This window comes from Streptomyces sp. NPDC048590 (genome assembly GCF_043199535.1).
GTDB lineage: Bacteria > Actinomycetota > Actinomycetes > Streptomycetales > Streptomycetaceae > Streptomyces.
In genome coordinates, this window is the sequence record NZ_JBICWC010000002.1 from 890117 (window position 1) to 909666 (window position 19550).

Sequence of the window (19550 nt, forward strand, 5' to 3'; positions counted from 1 at the left end):
AGACATGACGGACGAACAGGTCGTCGCCGTCTACGACATCGAGAGCTGGCTGCCGCCCGCTCAGGCGGCCGGAGTGCTCGCCGGCGAGCAGTCCACCGGCACCTTCGTGCGCGTTCCCGGCGAGAGTGACGCACTGCGGGAGTGGTTCGGGGCGACCGTCCTCGACGTGACCGGCCTGCCGGACTCCGGGAACACTCCCCTGCCCGGAGCGGTCAGGCCTCCGGGAGCCGGAAAGCGCCCGCACCGTGCCCGTGTCCGGATCGCCTTCCCCCTCCACAACTTCGGCCCCTCGATGCCGAACCTGCTCGCGGCGGTCGCGGGCAACCTCTTCGAGCTCCGCGAGATGGCCGCCGTGCGCCTGGTCGATCTCGACCTGCCCGCCGCGTTCGCCGGACGCTACCCCGGCCCGGCCTTCGGGACGGCCGGCACCCGCCGCCTCATGGACGCCCCCGACAACACCCTGATCGGGACGATCGTCAAGCCCGGAATCGGCCTCCGGCTCGACGAGCTGCGCCCGTTGGTCCGCGAACTCGCCATGGCCGGAATCGACTTCATCAAGGACGACGAACTCAACGGGAACCCCTCGCACGCCCCGTTGCGCGAGCGGATCAGGGTCGTCAACGAGGAGCTCGACCGAGCCGCGGACGCCACCGGCCGCCGCACCATGTACGCCTTCAACATCACGGACGACATCGGGCGCCTCGAAGCCAACCACGACCTGGTGCGCGAGACCGGAGGCACCTGCGTGATGGTGTGTGTCCAGGCCGTGGGACTGGCGGGCGTGGCCCACTTGCGCGAGCGTGCGACGCTGCCGATCCACGGGCACCGCGCCATGAGCGGGGCGCTGCTGCGCAGCCCGCAGATCGGCCTGGGCCCCCTGGTCTTCCAGAAGCTGGCCCGGCTCTCCGGTGTGGACCAACTCCACGTCGGGGGCATCGCCGGCAAGTTCTACGAGACGGACGAGGACGTCGTCGCCTCCGTCCACGCGATGCGCGCCCCCTTCCTCGGGGGCTACGAGGCCCTGCCGGTACTCTCCTCCGGACAGTGGCCCGGCATCGCCCACCGCACCCTCGAACTCACCGGTACGCACGACCTCCTGGTCCTGGCCGGCGGCGGCATCCACGCCCACCCGCTGGGCCCGGCCGCCGGGGTGGCGGCGATGCGCGCGGCCTGGCGAGCCGCGGCCGAGGGCGAATCGCTGGCCGAGGCCGCCGCCCACGACCGGGCTCTCGCCCTCGCCGTCGAGCGGTTCGCGGGGATCCGCGGATGACGCCACGGCTCGACCCGGTGCGCGCGGTGCCCGCACCCCTGGCGGCGTTCTACGGCGACGACGTCACCGGGTCCACCGACGCCCTCGCCCAGTTCCACCGTGCCGGTCTGCGCGGAGTGCTGCTCTTCGACCCGGGCGCCGTGCGGACGGCCGCTGCCACGGGACTGTACGACGTCATCGGGGTCGCGGGCACCGCCCGCGCGCTGCCCACCGCCCGGATGGCCGAGACCATCCGCCCCGCCCTGGAGGAACTGCGCGCCACCGGCACCGGATTCGTGCAGTACAAGATCTGCTCCACCGCCGACTCCTCGCCCGGCACCGGGAGCCTGGGACGCGCCGCCGAGACCGGCCGCGAGGTGTTCGGCCCGGTGCCCGTGCCCGTACTCGCCGCGCAGCCCGACCTCGGCCGGTACACCGCCTTCGGCCACCACTTCGCGCGGGACGACGACGGCCGGGTCCACCGCCTCGACCGCCAGCCCACCATGTCCCGACACCCCGTCACCCCCATGGCGGAGTCCGACCTCCGGACGCACCTTGCCGGGCAGACCGGACTCCACGTCGCCGGGCTGGATCTGACGGCCTACGAACTGCCCCTCTCCGATGCCAGGTCCGCCTTCGAGGCGGCGGCCGGCCGCCCTCCCGGGCTCGTCGTCCTGGACGCCCTGACTCCCGCACACGCACGGTTCGCGGCCCGACTGGCACTCATGGGCGGACCGTCCCCCGTCTACGCCCTCGGCTCCGGCGGCCTCAGTCTCGCCGCCGGCCAGATCCTCGCCGATACCGAGCTCACGCGGCCGTACGGCCCGCCGCGCCCCGCCCGCGTGATCGTGGTCTCCGGCAGCCGCGCCCCCCGCACCGCCGCCCAGATCCGCCACGCCACGGACCGCGGCTGGCCCTGCGTAGCCGTGCCGGTGGATCCGGACCACGGGTGCGACACCTCGGCCGCCGCCCTGGGACGGCTCCGCGAGGCGGTGCTGCGCGCCCTCGACGGCACAGCGCCCGGCGTCGTCGTGCACGCCGTGCCCTCCGGGCGGCGCGACACGCCCGCGTCCGACCCCGAGGACTCCCTCGGGGCCACCCTCGCCCACGCCGTACGGGCGGCCGTACTCGACGCCGGGGTGCGCCGCGCCGTGGTGGCCGGCGGTGACACGGCGGGACGGGTGGCCGCCCGCCTGGGCGTCCGCGCCGCCGAGATCGACACCCTGCTCACCCCCGGGGCAGCCCTGTGCCGGCTGACCTGCGACGACCCGCGCCTCGACGGCTTCACGGCCGTCCTCAAGGGCGGCCAGGCCGGTCCGGCCGACCTCTTCGACCGGACCGCTGGAACTGTCCGAGCCACCGATCCGACCACCGACCCACCCAGGGAGCCCGGGACGTGACGACCGCACCGCACACTCTGCGTACGGCCCATCTCGCCGAGCCGCTCGGCATCGACGATCAGCACCCCGATCTGTCCTGGCGGCCCGCCCGCCGGCAGCGGGCGTACCGGATCCAGGCCGCCACCGATCCCGGTCTGCTGGCCTCCGGCGACTGCGACCTCTGGGACAGCGGAACGGTCGAGGACGCCCGCTCCACCTGCGTCCGGTACGACGGCAAACCGCCCGGCGCCCGCCGGCGCGTGTGGTGGCGGGTCCAGGTCCGGTACGACGGCGGACTCTCGCCCTGGAGCTCCCCCGCGACCTGGGAGACCGGTCTGCCCACCCCGGCCGACTGGTCCGGCGCGCGCTGGATCACCGCCCCGGACACCGGCGGCACCGACGCGCTCCCCCTGCTCGCCAGGGACTTCCACCTGCCGTCCGCCCCGGTCACCGCCCGGCTCCACACCACCGCCCTCGGCTCCTACCAGGCATCCGTCAACGGCGTCCCCACCGGCCGCGCGCTCCTCGAACCCGGCTACACCGACTACGGCACCCGTCTCGTCTACGCCACCCACGACATCACCGACGCGCTGCGCGCCGGCGACAACACCGTGGGGCTGAGCCTCGGCAACGGCATCGCGCACGCGCCGCGGGTCCCAGGACGCTACGCCAAACTCCACATCGACCACGGCCGCCCCCGGGCCCTCGCGGTGCTGCACGCCGTCCTCGCCGACGGCAGCTCCACCACGCTGGTCACCGACGAGACCTGGCTGACCGCTCCGGGCCCCGTCACCCTGTCCGCCTGGTTCGGCGGGGAGGAGCACGACGCCCGCCTCGAACGGCCCGGCTGGGACGCCCCCGGACACGACCGCGCGGACTGGAGCTCCGCCGTCGAGACCCCTGTGGAGGCTGTGACACTCAACGCCCGCACCCACCCGCCCGTCGAGGTCGTGGACACCCTCACCCCCGTGTCCGCCGTCGAACCGAAGCCCGGCGTCCACGTCTTCGACCTCGGCGTCAACATCGCCGGCCGGCCGCGTCTCACGGTCACCGGACCGGCCGGCGCGTCCGTGGTGATCCGCCCCGCCGAACTGCTCGCCGACGACGGCACGGTGAACCAGCGCTTCACCGGCGCCCCCTGCTACGACCGCTACACCTTGCGAGGCGACCCGCTCGGCGAGGACTGGGCCCCGGCGACCGTGTACCACGGCTTCCGCTACCTCCAGGTGGAAGGTCTCCCCGGCGACCCCGCGCCGGACACCGTGCGCGGCGAGGTCATGAGGGCCGCCAACACCCGCGCCGGAGGCTTCAGCTGCTCGTCCGACCTGCTGAACTCGATCCACCGCATCATCGACCGGGCCGTCCAGGGCAACATGTTCAGCGTCCTCACCGACTGCCCGCACCGCGAGAAACTCGGCTGGCTGGAGCAGACCCACCTCGTCTTCCCCGCCGTCGCGGGCGGCTACGACGTCGCCGCGTACTACCGCAAGCTGGTGCGCGACATGGCCGACGCACAGACCGGAACGGGCCTCGTGCCCGGTATCGCCCCGGAGTACACGGTGTTCGAGGACAAGTTCCGCGACGACGCCAACTGGGGAGGCGCACTGGTCCTCGCACCCTGGCACCTCTACCGCACCTACGGCGACACCAGGACCCTGCACACCCACTACCCGGACATGCTGCGCTACCTCGGACACCTCCACTCCCGCTCGGACGACGGGCTGCTGCTGCACCACGGGCTGGCCGACTGGATCGCCTTCGACGACTCCACCCCCAAGGCCGTCACCGCGACCTACGCGCACCACCGCATCGCCACGGCGCTGGGCGACATCGCCGAGGCGATCGGCCGCCCCGACGACGCCACTGCCCACCGACAGCTCGCGGACCGCATTGCCAGGGCCTTTCACACGGAGTTCTTCGACGCGGCCCAGCACACCTACGGCAGCGGCAGCCAGGCCTGTGACGCCCTCGCCCTGGAGATGGGCGCCGTCCCGGCCGAGGAGGCTCCCGCCGTGCTCGACCACCTGGTCCGCTCCATCCGGGCAGCCGAGGACCACGTCACCGTCGGTGAGATCGCCCTGCCCGCGCTGCTGCGCGTCCTGTCCGCGCACGAACGCGACGACGTCGTCGCCGACCTGCTCTCCCGCACCGACAGCCCCAGCTACGGCTACCAGATCGCCCACGGCGCCACCGCGCTGACCGAACGCTGGGACGGCCCCACCCGCGGCTCCTCCCAGAACCACTTCATGCTGGGCGCCGCCGCCGAATGGCTCACCGCCTCCCTGGCGGGGCTACGGCAGGCCGCCGACTCCGTAGCCTACGAACGCATCGTCGTACGGCCCGCCCCGGTCGGCGGCCTCACCCGGGCGAGCGCCTGGTACGAGACACCGCGCGGACGCGCCGCCGTCGCCTGGCACGTGACACCGGAGGAGTTCCGGCTGACCGTCACACTGCCGCCCGGCGCACCTTCCAAGGTGGAGCTGCCACTCCCGGGCGGTGGCCGGGACGTACGCGAAGTGGACCCCGGCAGCTGGGAGTTCACCGTCCCCGGCGACTGGGCGCGGCGATGAGCGAGCGATCGGAACCGGCGAAGCCACCACATCCTGCGACCCGAGCCGAGGGACCGATGACCGACACGGACCGGAACACGGCGCCCGCACCGCGGGACGGCGACCCGGCGGACTCCACCGCCTACTGGACCGACCTGACGCCCGGCACCGGCCGGCTCGCCCCGAGGGCCCACTTTTCCCGAGGCGGCAGGCAGCTGACACTCGACGGCACCTGGTCCTTCCGCCTGTCACCCACCGCCGACGCGCCCCTCGACTTCCTCACGCCCGGAGGCCCCGCGGCCGACGACCCCGCCTGGTCACCGCTGACCGTCCCCGGCCACTGGGTCCTCCAGGGCCACGACGTACCGCGCTACACCAACACCGCCTACCCGTTCCCCATCGACCCGCCGCACGTGCCCGACGCCAACCCGACCGGGGACCACCACCGCTGCTTCCAGCTGCCCGACGACTGGCCGGCCCCGGGCGACGCCGGCACCGTGCTGCGCTTCGACGGCGTCGACTCCTGCTTCAAGGTCTGGCTCAACGGCATCGAGCTCGGTACCTCCAAGGGCAGCCGGCTGCCCGCGGAGTTCGACGCGGGCCCCGCGCTGCGACCCGGCCGCAACGACCTTGCGGTACGTGTCCACCGCTGGTCCTCCGGGAGCTACCTGGAGGACCAGGACATGTGGTGGCTGCCCGGAATCTTCCGTGATGTGACCCTGCTGGAGGTCCCGCCCGGCTCGATCGGCGACCACTTCGTGCACGCGTCCTACGACCACGAGCAGGGCAGCGGGACCCTGCGGATCGAGTGCGACGTCCCCGCCCTGGTGACGCTGCCCGCCCTCGGGGTCCACGACCACCCCGCCGACCTGCCGCTCCACCTGCCCGGCGTCGAACCATGGAGCGCCGAGCTGCCCCGCCTGTACACCGCCGAGCTCGCCCCGCTCTCCGGCGCCCGCCCCGTCCCGCTGCGCATCGGCTTCCGCACCGTGGCCGTCCGCGACGGCCGCTTCACCGTCAACGGTGTCCCCGTACTGCTGCGCGGCGTCAACCGGCACGAACACGACCCCGACAAGGGCCGTGCGATCGGCCTCGACACCATGCGCCAGGACCTGCTCCTGATGAAGCGTCACAACATCAACGCGGTTCGCACGGCGCACTACCCGCCGCACCCCGCCTTCCTCGACCTCTGCGACGAACTCGGTATGTGGGTCGTGGACGAGTGCGACCTGGAGACCCACGGCTTCATCCACTCCGACTGGGCCGGCAACCCCGCCGACGACCCGAGATGGCTCCCGATGATCAGGGACCGGATGCGGCGCACCGTGGAGCGCGACAAGAACCACCCCAGTGTCGTCATCTGGTCCCTCGGCAACGAGAGTCACCACGGCACCAACCTGGGGGTGATCGCCGACTGGACACGGGAGCGCGACCCCTCCCGGCCCCTGCACTACGAGCGCGACCGCACCTACCGCCACTCCGACTTCTACAGCCTGATGTACGCCCCCGTCGACGAGGTCGACCGCATCGGCCGCTACGAGGAGGAGCCGCCCCCCGAGACCGCCGACAGCCCCGCGACGGAAGCACGCCGACGCGGACTCCCTTTCCTGCTCTGCGAGTTCGCGCACGCCATGGGCAACGGCCCTGGATCGTTGACCGATTACCAGCGCAGTCTGGAGGCCCACCCGCGATGCGCGGGGGCCTTCGTCTGGGAGTGGATCGATCACGGCCTGCGCCGCACCGACGAGAACGGCGACACCTACTTCGCCTACGGAGGCGACTTCGGGGACAGCCCGCACGGTGGCACGTTCTGCATCGACGGGCTGCTCTTCCCCGACCGCACCCCCTCACCCGGTCTCGCGGCGTACAAGAAGGCCATCGAGCCGGTCGCGATCGACATCGACCCCGTCAGCGGACGCATCGGGCTGCGCAACCGTCACGACGTACGGGACCTGTCGCATCTGCGGTTCGTCTGGGTCCTGGAGAGGGACGAGACGCCGGTGGCGGAGGGGGAGTTGAAGGCGCCACCGGTGGCCGCCCGCAGCGTCGGGGAAGTGCCCTTCCCGGAACTGCCCGAGCCCGGTCCGCCGTCGGCAGCGGAACCGGCCGGGCACGAGCACGCGACCGGGACGGAAAGCTGGCTGACCGTTCGCGCCGTGCTGGCGGCCGACGAACCGTGGGCGCCGGCCGGCCACGAGGTCGCGTGGGCCCAGGCCCGCGTCGGTACGTCCCCTCCCCGGACGCCGGCCACCGGAGCCGGGCGGTCACCGGTGGCCGCCACGTTCGACGAGCGCTCAGGTCTGCTGCGTGACCTGGACGGCCTGGAACTCGCGGGCCCTTTCCTCGACGTATGGCGGGCCCCCACCGACAACGACCGGGGGATGGGCGAGAACTCCGTGCTGCGCCATTGGCGCAAGGCAGGGCTGGACCGCTTGGTGCCCCGGACCGAGAGCGTCGAGCGGCGCCCGCACGAATTGCTCGTCCGCTCCCGGTGGGCGCCGGACGGACTGCCGCACGGTCTGCGCGTCCACCACACCTGGGGCATGGAAGGGGAGGCGCTGAGACTGGCTGTCGACGTCATCCCGGAAGGCCCCTGGGACGGCCTGACCCTGCCGCGCGTCGGCCTGCGCTTCACCCTGCCCGCACATCACACCCGCGTCCGCTGGTACGGAAAGGGCCCCGGCGAGGCGTACCCGGACAGCGCCCAGGCGGCCCGAGTCGGCCTCTTCACCTCGGACGTGGCCGCTCTCCAGACCCCCTACGTCGTGCCGCAGGAGAACGGGCGGCGCGCGGACGTCCGCCGGGCCGAACTCGTCGACCCCGAAACCGGCCTGGGCCTTCGCGTCTCGGCGGCCCGGCCCGACGGGCTGTTCGGCCTCACCGTCCGCCCCTGGTCCGTCGAACAGCTCGAAGCGGCAGCGCACCCACACGAGTTGGTGCCGGGCGACCGGCTCCACCTCCACCTGGATGCCGCCCAGTACGGCCTTGGCAGTGCCTCCTGCGGGCCTGCTCCGCTGGACCGGCACCAACTACGCCCCCGTTCCTGGCGGATGGAGTTCCTGCTGCACCCGGTCACTGCCGGAGATCAGCCGTGACCCCCCTCGTCGGCGCCGTCCGCGCGGAGCACCCGTACGTCCCACGCTCCCAGCGGCAGCGGGGCGCCGGGGGAGAGGCGCTCCCCGCCGAGCACGTCCCGGACCGTCTCGGGGACGGGCACCCGCACCGGCTCCCACGCCCAGTTGTGCACGAACCAGAGCCGCTCCCCGAGGGCGTTGCGGGCCGAGGTCACACGGACGGTCGCGGGCAGCGGGCCCCAGCACGCGGCCGCGGTCGCTCCACCGGTCACATGCCGGGCCAGCGCCTCGGCGAACCCGCTGTCCGGCAGGGTCCCGGCATAGGTCACCCGGCCACGCCCATGGTCCCGGACGGTGGCGGCCGGCCACCGTCCGAAGTGCGGGTGCTCGTAGTGCGCGAGCGGCACGGCGCCCTCCGTCTCCAGGCCGTCGGCCCACTCCAGGGCCCGCGCTCCGGGGCGAAGCCGCAGACCGGAGTCGTCGGCCGCCGTGACGGTCAGGGACCCGGGCAGGTTCGAGTACTCCGTACAGCGGACCCCCGCCGCCGCCCGGAGCACCGCACCGGGTGCCGTCCCGGCCCGGGCCCGCGCCTCTTCATCGGCGTACCCGGTCCGGAACGTCAGCACCAGATGGCCACCCGAGTGCGCGTACGCGTCGAGAAGAGTGGGCAGTTCGTCGTCGCACACGTACAGGGCGGGCACCACCAGTGTCCCGGGCAGAGCGCCGGGGGAGTGACGCAGCGCCGCCGCGAACTGACGTGGCGACATGATCCGGGCCTGCGCGCCCGCATCGAAGAAGCCCTTGTAGAAGGCGCCGAAGATGCGCCCGTACGCACGGGGATCGGGGTCGAAGGTCCCGGGCACCGCCAGCGGCGGCTGGCACTGCATCGCCCAGTCACTCTCCACGGACCGTACGAAGAGGACGTCCGCGTCCGGGACCAGACCGGTCAGCGCCTCGCCCGCCGTCTCGAACTCGCCTGCCACCCGGGCGACTTCACGCTGGACCCTGCCCGGCTCGAGATCGTGTCCGAGAATGCCGCCCCAGTAGGTCTCCGCCCCGTACGGCAGTGTGTGCCAGTGCCAGTACTGCACCAGACGCGCGCCCCGCGCGGCCAGGGTCCAGGCCACCTGCCGCAACTGTCCGTCGTAGCCGGGGCGGCCCGAGTGCGAGGTGTCGACGGAGGAGGCGTTGGTCTCGGTGACCAGGAAGGGCTCCTGGCGTGCGCCCCGGAGCCGGTCCGCCGACTGGTGGAGCTGCCATACCCCCTGGCCGAACCAGCCGCCCTCGTGCCGGCGGCCCCGGTCGGGCAGCGCGAGTTCGTCCTGCGCGACGTAGTAGACGTTGCCCGCTGCCACGTCCAGGTTCTCGGTGACCGCTTCCTCGTCCACCGCCGGTCGGGTCACCGCCAGACAGGTCGTCACATACTGCTCGGGGCGCGCGTACTCGCGCACGATGCCCGCCTGCCACGCGATGAACTCGGCGGTCAGCTCCGCCTGATGGCGCCGCCAGGCCAGATCGTAGGACGGGGTGGTGTTGCCGGCGGGCCTCCACAACTCCTCCCAGGACGACAGGCGATGCGACCAGTAGGTCAGTCCCCATGCCGCGTTGAGCGCGTCGACCGTCCCGTACCGCGCGCGCAACCGGGACACGAACTCCTCGAACACCCCCTCGTTGTGCAGGAGGAGCAGGCCCGGCTCGTTGTCCACCTGGAACCCGGCCACCGCCGGGTGGTCCGCGTGCGCGGCCGCGACCTGGCGTACCACCCGCTCCGCGTACCGCCGGAACACCGGATGCGTGAAGTCCACCTCCTGCCGGGCGCCCCACGGCACCCGGCCGCCGTCCGCCCTGACCGCGGCGATCTCCGGGTGGGCGCGCTGCAGCCACGGCGGCACCGCGTAGGTGGGGGTGCCGAGCAGCACCCGGATGCCGCGCGCGTGCGCCCCGTCCAGGACGGGCACCACCCAGTCCGTGTCGAAGACCCCGTCCGCGGGCTCCCAGGTGGACCAGACCGATTCGCCGACCCGGATCAGCGAGAGCCCCGTCGAGGCCATGAGATCGAGATCCGTCTCCAGCCGGTCCGTGGGCTGGTACTCGTGGTAATACGCGGCCCCCACCCGCACCCTGTCGGCGCCCGCGGCTCGCTCCGGTAGTTCCAGTCGCTCCACTCGTTCCAAGAAGTCAGACATGGCCAGAAGGTGGCATGCCACCTGAATGCCGTCAAGGGAAAGGACGTCGGATGACCACCGAACACACCCTGAGCACCTTCCGGCCCGACTGGGAATCGCTGCGCACCCACCGGGTGCCGGACTGGTTCCGCGATGCGAAGCTCGGCATCTGGGCTCACTGGGGCCCGCAGTCGGCCGCCCGAAGAGGCGACTGGTACGCCCGCCACCTCTACGGACCCTACGAAGGGACCGAGGGATTCGAACGCGAGCGGACCGCACGTCAGACCGCACACCATCGGGAGCACTTCGGCCATCCCTCCGTCTTCGGCCACAAGGACCTCTGTCACTCCTGGGAAGCCGGACGCTTCGACCCCGAGGAGCTGATGGACCGCTTCCGCAGGGCGGGCGCCCGGTACTTCGTCTCCCTTGCCACGCACTGCGACAACTTCGACCTGTGGGACTCCACCCGTCAGCCGTGGAACTCCGTGAACGTCGGCCCGCGCACCGACATCGTCGCCCGTTGGGCCGATGCCGCCCGTGCCGCCGGTCTCCGCTTCGGTGTCAGCATGCACGCCGGATCCTGGACCTGGCGCTGGCTGGACGCGGCGTTCGGCCAGGACGCCGACGGCCCTCACGCCGGTGTCCCTTACGACGGGCACCTCACCGCGGCCGACGGCGCCGGCACCTGGTGGGAAGGGCTCGACCCACGAGCCCTCTACGGCAGGCCCCGCCGCCCCGGGGAGAAGCCCGACGCGGACTTCGTCGACGACTTCTACGCCCGGCTGCGCGAGGTCGCCCTGCGCCATGAAGCGGATCTCGTCTACCTGGACGACTCCCGGATGCCCTTCGACGAGGACAGCGTCTGCCAGGCCGCCCCGCCGAGCCGCCGCGGTCTGGAGTTCCTCGCCGACTACTACGCCCACAGGCCCGAGGGGACCGTCTCCATCAAGACCATCCCCGACGAGGACCGCGGCGCCGTACTCCTCGACGTCGAACGCGGGCAGCTCGGCGGCCTCGACCCTCACCCCTGGCAGTACGACACCAGCATCGGAGACTGGTTCTACGCGGACGGCGAGCGCTACAAGACCGCCCCGGAGATCGTGCACCTGCTCGTCGACACCGTCTCCAAGAACGGCTGCCTGCTCCTCAACGTCCCGCAGCGCCCGGACGGCACCATCGACGACGCGACCGGTGCGGTCCTCGACTCGCTCGGTGCCTGGACCGACCGGTGCGGCGAAGCGGTCTTCGGCAGCCGCCCCTGGAAGGTCTACGGAGAAGGACCCACCAACGTCACCGGCGACCGGGCGCGCGAGAAGGCGCTCATCTACACCCCACGTGACCTGCGCTTCACCGTCGGCGCCGACCGCCGCACCCTCTACGCCTTCCTGATGGCCTGGCCCGACGACCGCACCGTCCGGATCGAGAGCCTCGCCCTCTCCCGTGGTCTCGTCACCCACATGCCCCGGCGCATCACCCTGCTCGGCACCGACACACCCGTCCGCTGGACCGAGGGGAGGGACAGCCTCGACGTCCACCTGCCCTCAGGGCCGCCCCCCACGCCCTACGCGCAGGTCCTGCGCATCGAACTGGACTGAGAGGACCTGCCGTGCAGTACCCGAAGACGGTGACCAGCCCCACCTTCGAACACCACCGCCACCCCCTCGGCATCGGCGAATCCGCCCCGCGACTCAGCTGGCGGGCGGTCACGGACGAGCCCGACTGGACCCAGAGCGCCTACCGCATACGCGTCGAAGGGACCGACGGCGCGGTACTCGCCGACACCGGCCGTACCCCCGGCGACGACTCCGTGCTGGTCCCCTGGCCCGGCCCCCCGCTCGCCTCCCGCGACCGGGCCACCGTACGGGTGCGGGTGTGGGGCGGCGCCGACGAGGCCCCCAGTCCCTGGTCCGAGCCCGCCACCGTCGAAACCGGGCTGCTGGACCCCGCCGACTGGAAGGCCACGCTCGTCACCCCGGACACCGGCGGGGAGGAGGGCCCTCTCCCGGTCGCCCTGCTCCGCCGGGAATTCCACGTCGACGCCGACATCGCCTCCGCCCGCCTCTACATCACCGCCCACGGCCTCCACGAGACAGAGATCAACGGCCTACGTGTCGGCGACGAGGTCCTCGAACCCGGCTGGACCTCCTACAACCACCGCCTGCGCCACCGCACCCACGACGTCACCGCCCTGCTGCGACCAGGCACCAACACCATCGGCGCCCTCCTCGGCGAGGGCTGGTACACGGGACGCCTCGGCTGGGACGGCGGCCGCCGCCACCACTACGGACGCCGGCGCGCCCTCCTCGCCCAGCTGGAGATACGCCACACCGACGGCACCGTGCGGACCGTCACCACCGACGGCGCCTGGCACTGGACGGCCGGCCCCCTGCTGCGCTCCGAGCTGTACGACGGCGAGCACTACGACGCCCGCCTGGAGCGGGAAGGGTGGTCACGCCCCGGCCACGACACCCACGACTGGTCCCGGGTGCGCGAACTGCCCCCGCCCACCGCCCGGATCACCGCTCCCACCGGTCCGCCGGTACGCCGCACCCGCACCGTCCCCGTCCGCGAGGTCCTCACCACACCCTCCGGACGAACCGTCGCCGATTTCGGCCAGAACCTCGTCGGCAGACTCCGGATACGCGTCACCGGCCCTGCCGGACACACCGTCACCCTGCGCCACGCCGAGGTCCTGGAGAACGGCGAACTCGCCCTGCGCCCACTGCGCCAAGCCGCCGCCACCGACAGCTACGTGCTGCGCGGCACGGGGCAGCCCGAGACCTGGGAGCCCACCTTCACCTACCACGGCTTCCGATACGCCGAACTCGACGGCTGGCCAGGGCCCTTCGACCCGGCTGCCGTCGAGGCCGTCGTCATCCACACCGACCTGGAGCGCACCGGCTGGTTCGACTCCTCGGACCCACTGCTCAACCGCTTCCACGAGAACGTCGTCCACTCGCTGCTCGGCAACTTCGTCGACCTCCCCACCGACTGCCCGCAACGCGACGAACGGATGGGCTGGACGGGCGACATCGCGGTGTTCGCTCCCACCGCGGCCTTTCTCCACGGCTGTTCCGGCATGCTGTCCGGCTGGCTGCGTGATCTCGCAGCCGAACAACTGGCCCGCCCCGACGGCTCGGTGCCCCTGGTCGTCCCCGACATCCTCGACCCGCCGATGGGCGGCCGGCCCCACGCGCTGTGGGGCGACGCCGCCGTCCTGGTGCCGTGGGCGCTGTACCAGGAGACCGGCGACCTCGGGCTGCTGCGCGCCCAGTACCCGTCCATGACCGCGTGGATCGCGCGCGCGGCAGGCGAGGAGACCGAGGGCGGCGGCCTGTGGCACGACCCGGACCAGCTCGGCGACTGGCTCGACCCGGGAGCACCCCCCGACGACCCCGCCGCGGCCCGCACCGATGCCGGACTGGTCGCCCTTGCCCACCTCGTCCACTCCGCCGATCTGCTGGCCGAGATCGCGGAACGGCTCGACGAGAAGGGCGACGCCGCCCGCCACCGAGCCCTCGCGTCCCGTCTGCGCAGCGCGTTCGCCGACGAGTTCGTCACCCCGAGCGGCCGCCTGGCGTCCGACTCCCAGACCGCGTACGCCCTGGCACTCTCCTTCGGGCTCCTCACGCACGAGACGCAGCGGCGGCGAGCCGGGGAACGTCTCGCACAGCTCGTGCGCCGATCAGGCTTCCGCATCGCCACCGGTTTCGCCGGAACCCCGCTGATCTGCGAGGCGCTCTGCCTGGCCGGGCACGCGCCGCTCGCCCACCGCATGATCGCCGAACGGCACTGCCCGTCCTGGCTCTACCCCGTCACCATGGGGGCCACCACGATCTGGGAACGCTGGGACTCGATGCTGCCCGACGGCAGCGTCAATCCCGGGCAGATGACCTCCTTCAACCACTACGCCCTGGGCTCGGTCGCCGACTGGCTCCACCGCACCGTGGCCGGCCTGGCCGCCGCCGAACCCGGCTGGCGTCGCATCAGGGTGGCACCCATACCCGGCGCCACCCTGACCTGGGCGCGCGCGGCCCACCTCACCCCGTTCGGAAGGGCGGAGGCAGGCTGGCGCATCGAGGGCACGACTCTGGTCGTCGACGTCCTGGTGCCGCCCGGGACGCGGGCCGACATCCACCCACCGGGCGGTGGGGCGCCCTTGTCCCGGGGCGCGGGGCGACATGTCGTCGAGGTGCCCTACGCCCCCGACGACCGGCCTGTCACGGTGACGGGCCACCCGTTCGTCGCGGGCAGCGACGTGGACTGCGGGTGCGGTGTGCAGCCTGCCTCGGGGGCCGGTCCGCACGGTGGGTGAAGTCGCAGGAATGCCCCGTCGGAAGCCGCGTCCGGAGGGTGGGCAACGCCGCGCGGCTTTGTCCTGTCCGGCTGATCCACGAACGTCCGCCGGACACGACCTGGTGCCGTACCAGGATCGCCCTGTCAACGACGCCCGGTACTCCCTCCAGCTCATCGAGCAGAGGGAGGGCCGGGCGTCGTGACGGCCGAAAGCGCGAGTACGTCAGGCATGAGGCCTCCGGCCGGCACGCCGAGAGGCGCGGCGCCGAGGTCGAAGATCAAGTCAGCGGTGGTACGCGGGCATGGGCCCACGCAGCCCTGTGCCCACCTCCTCGCACGCGGCGAGCACGTCGCCGGGGAGCCGCCCTGCCGCGGCCGAGGCCAGGTTGGCGCGCAGTTGGGCCGTGCTCGACGCGCCGATCAGTACGGCGTCGTTCGATTCCCGGTGAAGGAGCCAGCGCAGGGCCAGGGAGGCGAGCGCGATCCCGGACTGCTCTGCCACCTCCGCCAACCGGGCCACCGCGGCGAACAGCCCGTCGTTCCAGTACCGGTCGTGGTAGGCGCCGGAGAGACGGGAGGTGGAGAACCGGCCCACGCCGGGCTCCTCCAGCCCTGAGTAACGCCCCGTCAGGAGGCCCCCGGCCAGCGCGTTGAAAGCCATCACGCGCAGCCCGCGAGCTGCGGGGTGGGCGGCGTACTCGACGAACTCCTCCTCGATGCGACGCGCCAGCAGATTGTGCAGCTGCTGCGCGACCACCGGCCGTGGCGTTTCCATCTCGTCGGCGAGCCGCATGAGTTCGGCCACTCGCCACGACGGGAAGTTGGAGACGCCCAGCGCACGGATGCGGCCCTCGGAAGCCAGCTCCGCGACGGCCTCCATGGTTTCGGCCGCCGGTGTCTCGTGGTCGGGCTGGTGCAGATAGAAGATGTCGACGTGGTCGGTGCCGAGCCTCTTCAGGCTGCCTTCCAGAGCGGCTCGCAGCCCCGCACGCGACAGCGGGGCGTGCCCCTCCTGGTCCTGATGCGGGATGCCCGCCTTGGTGGCCAGTACCAACCGGTCGCGTCGTGAAGGCAGCAGCCCGCCGAGGATGCGCTCCGTCTCTCCGTCGGCATAGACGTTGGCCGTGTCCACCCCCGTGATGCCCGAGTCGAGAGCCATGTCGAGCATGTCGGCCGCGCCCGCCCGGTCGACGGTGTCGCCGAACGTCATGGTGCCGAGCACCAACGGGGACAACGGGAGGGAGATGCCGGGGAGATGGACGTCACGAGCGGTGACCATGCGGATTCCTTCCACGGAGGCGGCGATCGTGCCGCACCCACCCGGCACTCCGGCCCTCGGGGCGTGCACGACGGTGGCAGTTCTGCGTAGTTCGCGCAAGAGGTCTCGCGCGAAATGCGCAAGCCTGCCATGCTGGGCCGGCGGACGGCCCGGACCGCCGAAGGGGCGCCGCCGGACCGCGCCCGCGTGCGGCCGGCGGCGGTCCTCCGGCCGGCTCCGCAGTGGAGCCGGGCTCCCCGAGCCATGGAATCGGCCCCCGGGACCAGGGAGAGAGGGAGTCGCCCCATGCCGCTCGAAAGGACCGATGACGCGCACCGCTGTCCGCCTCTCGTCGTGCTGGCGGACGACCTCTCCGGTGCGGTGGAGTGCGCCGCCGCACTGCCGCGCTGCCAATCCGTCGATCTTGACCCGGGAACCCCAGGACCGGTCGGCACGACCAGGGTCCTCGACCTCGACTCCCGGCGCAGCAGCGCCCGCGCAGCCGCACGGATCGTGGCGCGCGCCGTACGCCTCCACGAGACGGACGGTGCCCTGCTGGTGAAGAAGGCGGACTCGACTCTCCGGGGTCACTTCGCCCCGGAGGCAGCGGCGTTCGCCGACGGGGCGGGAGGGATCCTGGTGGTACCCGCGCTGCCCGCACTCGGCCGCACGGTCCGCGACGGAGTCGTCCGCCTGCACGGAGTACCCCTGCACCTCACCGACGCCTGGAAGGCCGAGCCGGAAGCGCCGCCACGGTCGGTGGGCGAAGCGCTCGGGGCCCTCCGAACCGCGGTCGTACCCCTGGAGGAGGTACGGGCCGGAGCTCCCCGCCTGGAACACCGGCTCCGATCCGGGCTCGCCGCCGGAACCTCCCTGGTGTGCGACGCGGAGACCGACGCCGACCTCGACGCCCTCGCCGCCGTCCTGCTCCGACTGCCCCGCACGGTGCGGACCATCGGCTCCGGTGGCATCGTCGCAGCTCTCGGACGGCGGTCCGTCGCAGGGTGTAGCCGCTCCGATCCAGGCCCACCGGATCCGGGCGTCCCCCGCCGGGTCGTGGTCGTCGTCGGCACCGCACACCCGGGTGCCGCTGCGCAGATCGCGCAGTTGACCGCGTGCGGTGCTCAGCACATCGCCCTTTCCGCGGATGCCCTGCTCGCCCACCCCCGCGGCGAAGAGCAGGCCGCCCCGGACGCCGAGGACCGAACCCGAGCCAGGACAGTCCCCTACGCCCGGGCGTCACTCCGGCACACCGGTGCCGGCACCGTCCGACGCCGTTTCCCGGTCACGGTGTTCAGCATCGATTCCACGGGCACGATCGACGCCTCGGCAGCGCCCCGGCTCGTCCACGCCCTCTGTCACACCGTCGTCGGCCGACTGCCCCAGGACGCCGATCTCGTGCTCACCGGCGGCGAGACCGCCCGGGCCCTCCTGAACGCGCTCGCCGTCACCACGCTGCTGCCCGTCCGGGAGGTGCACCACGGCGCGGTTCTCTGCCGCACCCCCGCCGGACGCAGGGTCGTCACCCGCCCGGGCAGCTTCGGCGGCCCGGACTCCCTCGTCCGCATGGTCGAGGCCCTGCGTCCCGACACCACCCGACACACCCACGGCGGCACGACAGATCCCACTACCGCAGGCATCCACACCCCATCCGACGGAGGACCGTGATGAACGCGCCCCTGCACAGCCCGGACCGTGCCCGGACGGCCGCCCCGGCCCAGGACCACCGGCCCGTCGTCGCGGTCACCATGGGGGACGGCGCCGGCGTGGGGCCCGAGGTCGTCATGGCGGCACTCGGAGATCCCGGCACCGCCGAGAACTGCCGCCCCCTGGTGATCGGCGACGCCCGGAGGCTGCGGAAGGCCGCCGCCCTGGTCGGAAGCGGCGACACCGTGGCTACCGTCACCGGACCCGAGGACGCCGAATGGACCCCGGGCCGCGTCAACGTCATCGATCTCGGCCTGCTCCCCGCCGACCTGCCGTGGGGTGTGCTCTCCTCCGACGCGGGTGAGGCCGCCTACCGTTACGTCGAGGAGGCCGCGCGGCTCGCCGTGCGCGGCGACGTCGACGCGATCTGCACGGCCCCCCTCAACAAGGAGGCCCTGCGCCTCGCCGGCCACGAGTACGCCGGACACACAGAACTGCTCGCGCGGCTGACGGGCGTTGACGAGGTGTCGATGATGCTCACGACACCGGACCTGAACGTCATTCACGTCACCACTCACCTCGGCCTCATCGACGCGGTGAACCGCATCGACCCGCCCCTCGTCGAGCGCACCGTGCGCCGTGGGCACGAAGCCCTGGTGCGGGCCGGGACCCCCGAGCCCGTCATCGGCGTCTGTGGCATCAACCCGCATGCCGGTGAGAACGGCCTCTTCGGGAACGGCGAGGAGGAGACCAAGATCATTCCTGCCCTGGCGGCACTGCGCGCCGACGGGATCGACGCCCGGGGCCCGCTCCCCGCGGACACCGCGTTCTTCCTGGCCGCCCGCGGGGACTACGATCTGGTCGTGGCGATGTACCACGACCAGGGCCATGCCCCGGTCAAGGTCCTCGGCATCGAGAACGGTGTCAACGTCACCGTCGGACTCCCCGTCATCCGCACCTCGGTCGACCACGGCACCGCCTTCGACATCGCCGGAACCGGCACGGCCCGGGGCGGCAGCATGGTCGAGGCGCTCCGCCAGGCGGTCGCCCTCGCCACCGAAAGGCAACGATGACCAGTGCGGCGGCCCGCGCCCGGCGCGAAAGTATCGTGGCGCTGGCCCAGGACACCGGCCTCGCCGGAGTGGACGAACTCAGCGCCCACTTCGTGGTGAGCCCGTCCACCATCCGCCGGGACCTCGCCCTCCTCACCGCCGACGGGCGCCTCGCCCGGACCTACGGCGGCGCAATGGCACTGACCGCACCCGCGGAGACACCCCTGCACCGGCGCACCGGTGAAGCCACCAAGGCCAAGCGGGCCATCGCGGCGCTCGCGGCCACCCGCATCGCTCCGAGCGCGGCGATTCTGCTCGACGCGGGCTCCACGGTGGCCGCGCTCGCCCGAGCCCTGAGCGGCGCGGTGGAAGGAGTGAGTGTCACGACGCCCAGCCTGTCCGCGGTACTCGAACTCACCGGCGCCGACGGTGTTCACCTCACCTGCCTGGGTGGCCACTACCGGCCGCTGAGCCATGCCTTCGTCGGCCCACTGGCGGAAGCCGCTCTGGAACGCATGACGTTCGACGCGGTGTTCCTGGGCACCGACGGCGTCTCGCCCGAATTCGGGATCTGCGAGGCCGACGCCGAGCAGATCAGGCTCAAGGAACTGATGGCGCGCCGCTCGCACCGGGTGTACGTCCTGGCCCACGCGGCGAAGATCGGCGCCGCACCCTTCCACGCCTGGGCACCCTGGCAGCCCGGCTGGACCCTCGTCACCGACACCGCGGCGGATCCGGCCCAGCTGGACGCCCTGCGCGCACGAGACGTGGAGGTGCTGCTCGCGGAGCCGGCGGTGGACTGACCGAGCCTCTGACGACCACGGCAAGTGGTGGACCGCAGGACAGGACGCCTCTCCGGCCGGTGACCGAAACCGGGCGCG

The 19550-nt window shown here is 72.7% G+C and carries 11 protein-coding genes; 9 read left to right on the forward strand and 2 right to left on the reverse strand.

Annotation, left to right across the window (positions count from 1 at the left end):
* Positions 1-4: 4 nt before the first annotated feature.
* From ACGFNN_RS08215 to ACGFNN_RS08230, 4 genes are read left to right on the forward strand one after another with little or no spacing between them, the layout of a single operon-like run.
* On the forward strand, positions 5-1270 hold the full coding sequence (locus ACGFNN_RS08215; RefSeq protein WP_393554003.1) for a RuBisCO large subunit C-terminal-like domain-containing protein: 1266 nt from the start codon (positions 5-7) through the stop codon (positions 1268-1270).
* The gene (locus ACGFNN_RS08220) at positions 1267-2649 is read left to right on the forward strand and encodes a four-carbon acid sugar kinase family protein (protein ID WP_393554004.1); all 1383 of its coding nucleotides are present in this window, start codon (positions 1267-1269) and stop codon (positions 2647-2649) included. Before ACGFNN_RS08215 ends, ACGFNN_RS08220 begins: the two co-directional genes overlap by 4 nt.
* Positions 2646-5198 carry a family 78 glycoside hydrolase catalytic domain gene (locus ACGFNN_RS08225; RefSeq protein ID WP_393554005.1) on the forward strand — a complete coding sequence of 851 codons (2553 nt, stop codon included), beginning with the start codon at positions 2646-2648 and terminating at the stop codon, positions 5196-5198. The genes ACGFNN_RS08220 and ACGFNN_RS08225 overlap by 4 nt, the downstream gene beginning before the upstream one ends.
* A gap of 56 nt (positions 5199-5254) precedes the next feature.
* Complete coding sequence (locus ACGFNN_RS08230; RefSeq protein ID WP_393554007.1) at positions 5255-8272, forward strand: glycoside hydrolase family 2 TIM barrel-domain containing protein; 3018 nt, start codon at positions 5255-5257, stop codon at positions 8270-8272.
* On the opposite strand, the gene ACGFNN_RS08235 is transcribed toward ACGFNN_RS08230, so the two are convergent.
* Positions 8263-10437, reverse strand: a complete 2175-nt coding sequence (locus tag ACGFNN_RS08235) for a beta-galactosidase (RefSeq protein ID WP_393554008.1) — start codon at positions 10435-10437, stop codon at positions 8263-8265. The two genes, ACGFNN_RS08230 and ACGFNN_RS08235, sit on opposite strands and share 10 nt — an antisense overlap.
* Before the next feature lie 50 nt (positions 10438-10487).
* Between ACGFNN_RS08235 and ACGFNN_RS08240 the strand changes: the two genes are divergently transcribed.
* A complete protein-coding gene (locus tag ACGFNN_RS08240; RefSeq protein WP_393554009.1) occupies positions 10488-12011 on the forward strand; it encodes an alpha-L-fucosidase in 1524 nt (507 codons plus the stop codon).
* A gap of 11 nt (positions 12012-12022) precedes the next feature.
* The gene (locus tag ACGFNN_RS08245) at positions 12023-14731 is read left to right on the forward strand and encodes a family 78 glycoside hydrolase catalytic domain (RefSeq protein ID WP_393554010.1); all 2709 of its coding nucleotides are present in this window, start codon (positions 12023-12025) and stop codon (positions 14729-14731) included.
* 264 nt (positions 14732-14995) lie between these two features.
* On the opposite strand, the gene ACGFNN_RS08250 is transcribed toward ACGFNN_RS08245, so the two are convergent.
* Complete coding sequence (locus tag ACGFNN_RS08250) at positions 14996-15991, reverse strand: aldo/keto reductase (RefSeq protein WP_393554011.1); 996 nt, start codon at positions 15989-15991, stop codon at positions 14996-14998.
* Positions 15992-16276: 285 nt separating this feature from the next.
* Between ACGFNN_RS08250 and ACGFNN_RS08255 the strand changes: the two genes are divergently transcribed.
* Genes ACGFNN_RS08255 through ACGFNN_RS08265 form a run of 3 tightly spaced genes read left to right on the forward strand, consistent with a single transcriptional unit; the run spans position 16277 to position 19472 of the window.
* Complete coding sequence (locus ACGFNN_RS08255; RefSeq protein WP_393554012.1) at positions 16277-17638, forward strand: four-carbon acid sugar kinase family protein; 1362 nt, start codon at positions 16277-16279, stop codon at positions 17636-17638.
* A complete protein-coding gene (gene pdxA, locus ACGFNN_RS08260) occupies positions 17638-18690 on the forward strand; it encodes a 4-hydroxythreonine-4-phosphate dehydrogenase PdxA (protein WP_393554013.1) in 1053 nt (350 codons plus the stop codon). The genes ACGFNN_RS08255 and pdxA overlap by 1 nt, the downstream gene beginning before the upstream one ends.
* Positions 18687-19472 (forward strand): DeoR/GlpR family DNA-binding transcription regulator, encoded by a 786-nt coding sequence (locus ACGFNN_RS08265; RefSeq protein ID WP_393554015.1) that lies wholly within the window; start codon positions 18687-18689, stop codon positions 19470-19472. The genes pdxA and ACGFNN_RS08265 overlap by 4 nt, the downstream gene beginning before the upstream one ends.
* Positions 19473-19550 lie beyond the last annotated feature (78 nt).

Excerpts from the sequence above, each read along its gene's own strand:
- ACGFNN_RS08215 (WP_393554003.1), top strand. The coding sequence starts at position 5 with ATGACGGACGAACAGGTCGTCGCCGTCTACGACATCGAGAGCTGGCTG.
- ACGFNN_RS08220 (WP_393554004.1), top strand. The coding sequence starts at position 1,267 with ATGACGCCACGGCTCGACCCGGTGCGCGCGGTGCCCGCACCCCTGGCG.
- ACGFNN_RS08230 (WP_393554007.1), top strand. The coding sequence starts at position 5,255 with ATGACCGACACGGACCGGAACACGGCGCCCGCACCGCGGGACGGCGAC.
- ACGFNN_RS08235 (WP_393554008.1), bottom strand. The coding sequence starts at position 10,437 with ATGTCTGACTTCTTGGAACGAGTGGAGCGACTGGAACTACCGGAGCGA.
- ACGFNN_RS08240 (WP_393554009.1), top strand. The coding sequence starts at position 10,488 with ATGACCACCGAACACACCCTGAGCACCTTCCGGCCCGACTGGGAATCG.
- ACGFNN_RS08250 (WP_393554011.1), bottom strand. The coding sequence starts at position 15,991 with ATGGTCACCGCTCGTGACGTCCATCTCCCCGGCATCTCCCTCCCGTTG.
- ACGFNN_RS08255 (WP_393554012.1), top strand. The coding sequence starts at position 16,277 with ATGCCGCTCGAAAGGACCGATGACGCGCACCGCTGTCCGCCTCTCGTC.
- pdxA (WP_393554013.1), top strand. The coding sequence starts at position 17,638 with ATGAACGCGCCCCTGCACAGCCCGGACCGTGCCCGGACGGCCGCCCCG.
- ACGFNN_RS08265 (WP_393554015.1), top strand. The coding sequence starts at position 18,687 with ATGACCAGTGCGGCGGCCCGCGCCCGGCGCGAAAGTATCGTGGCGCTG.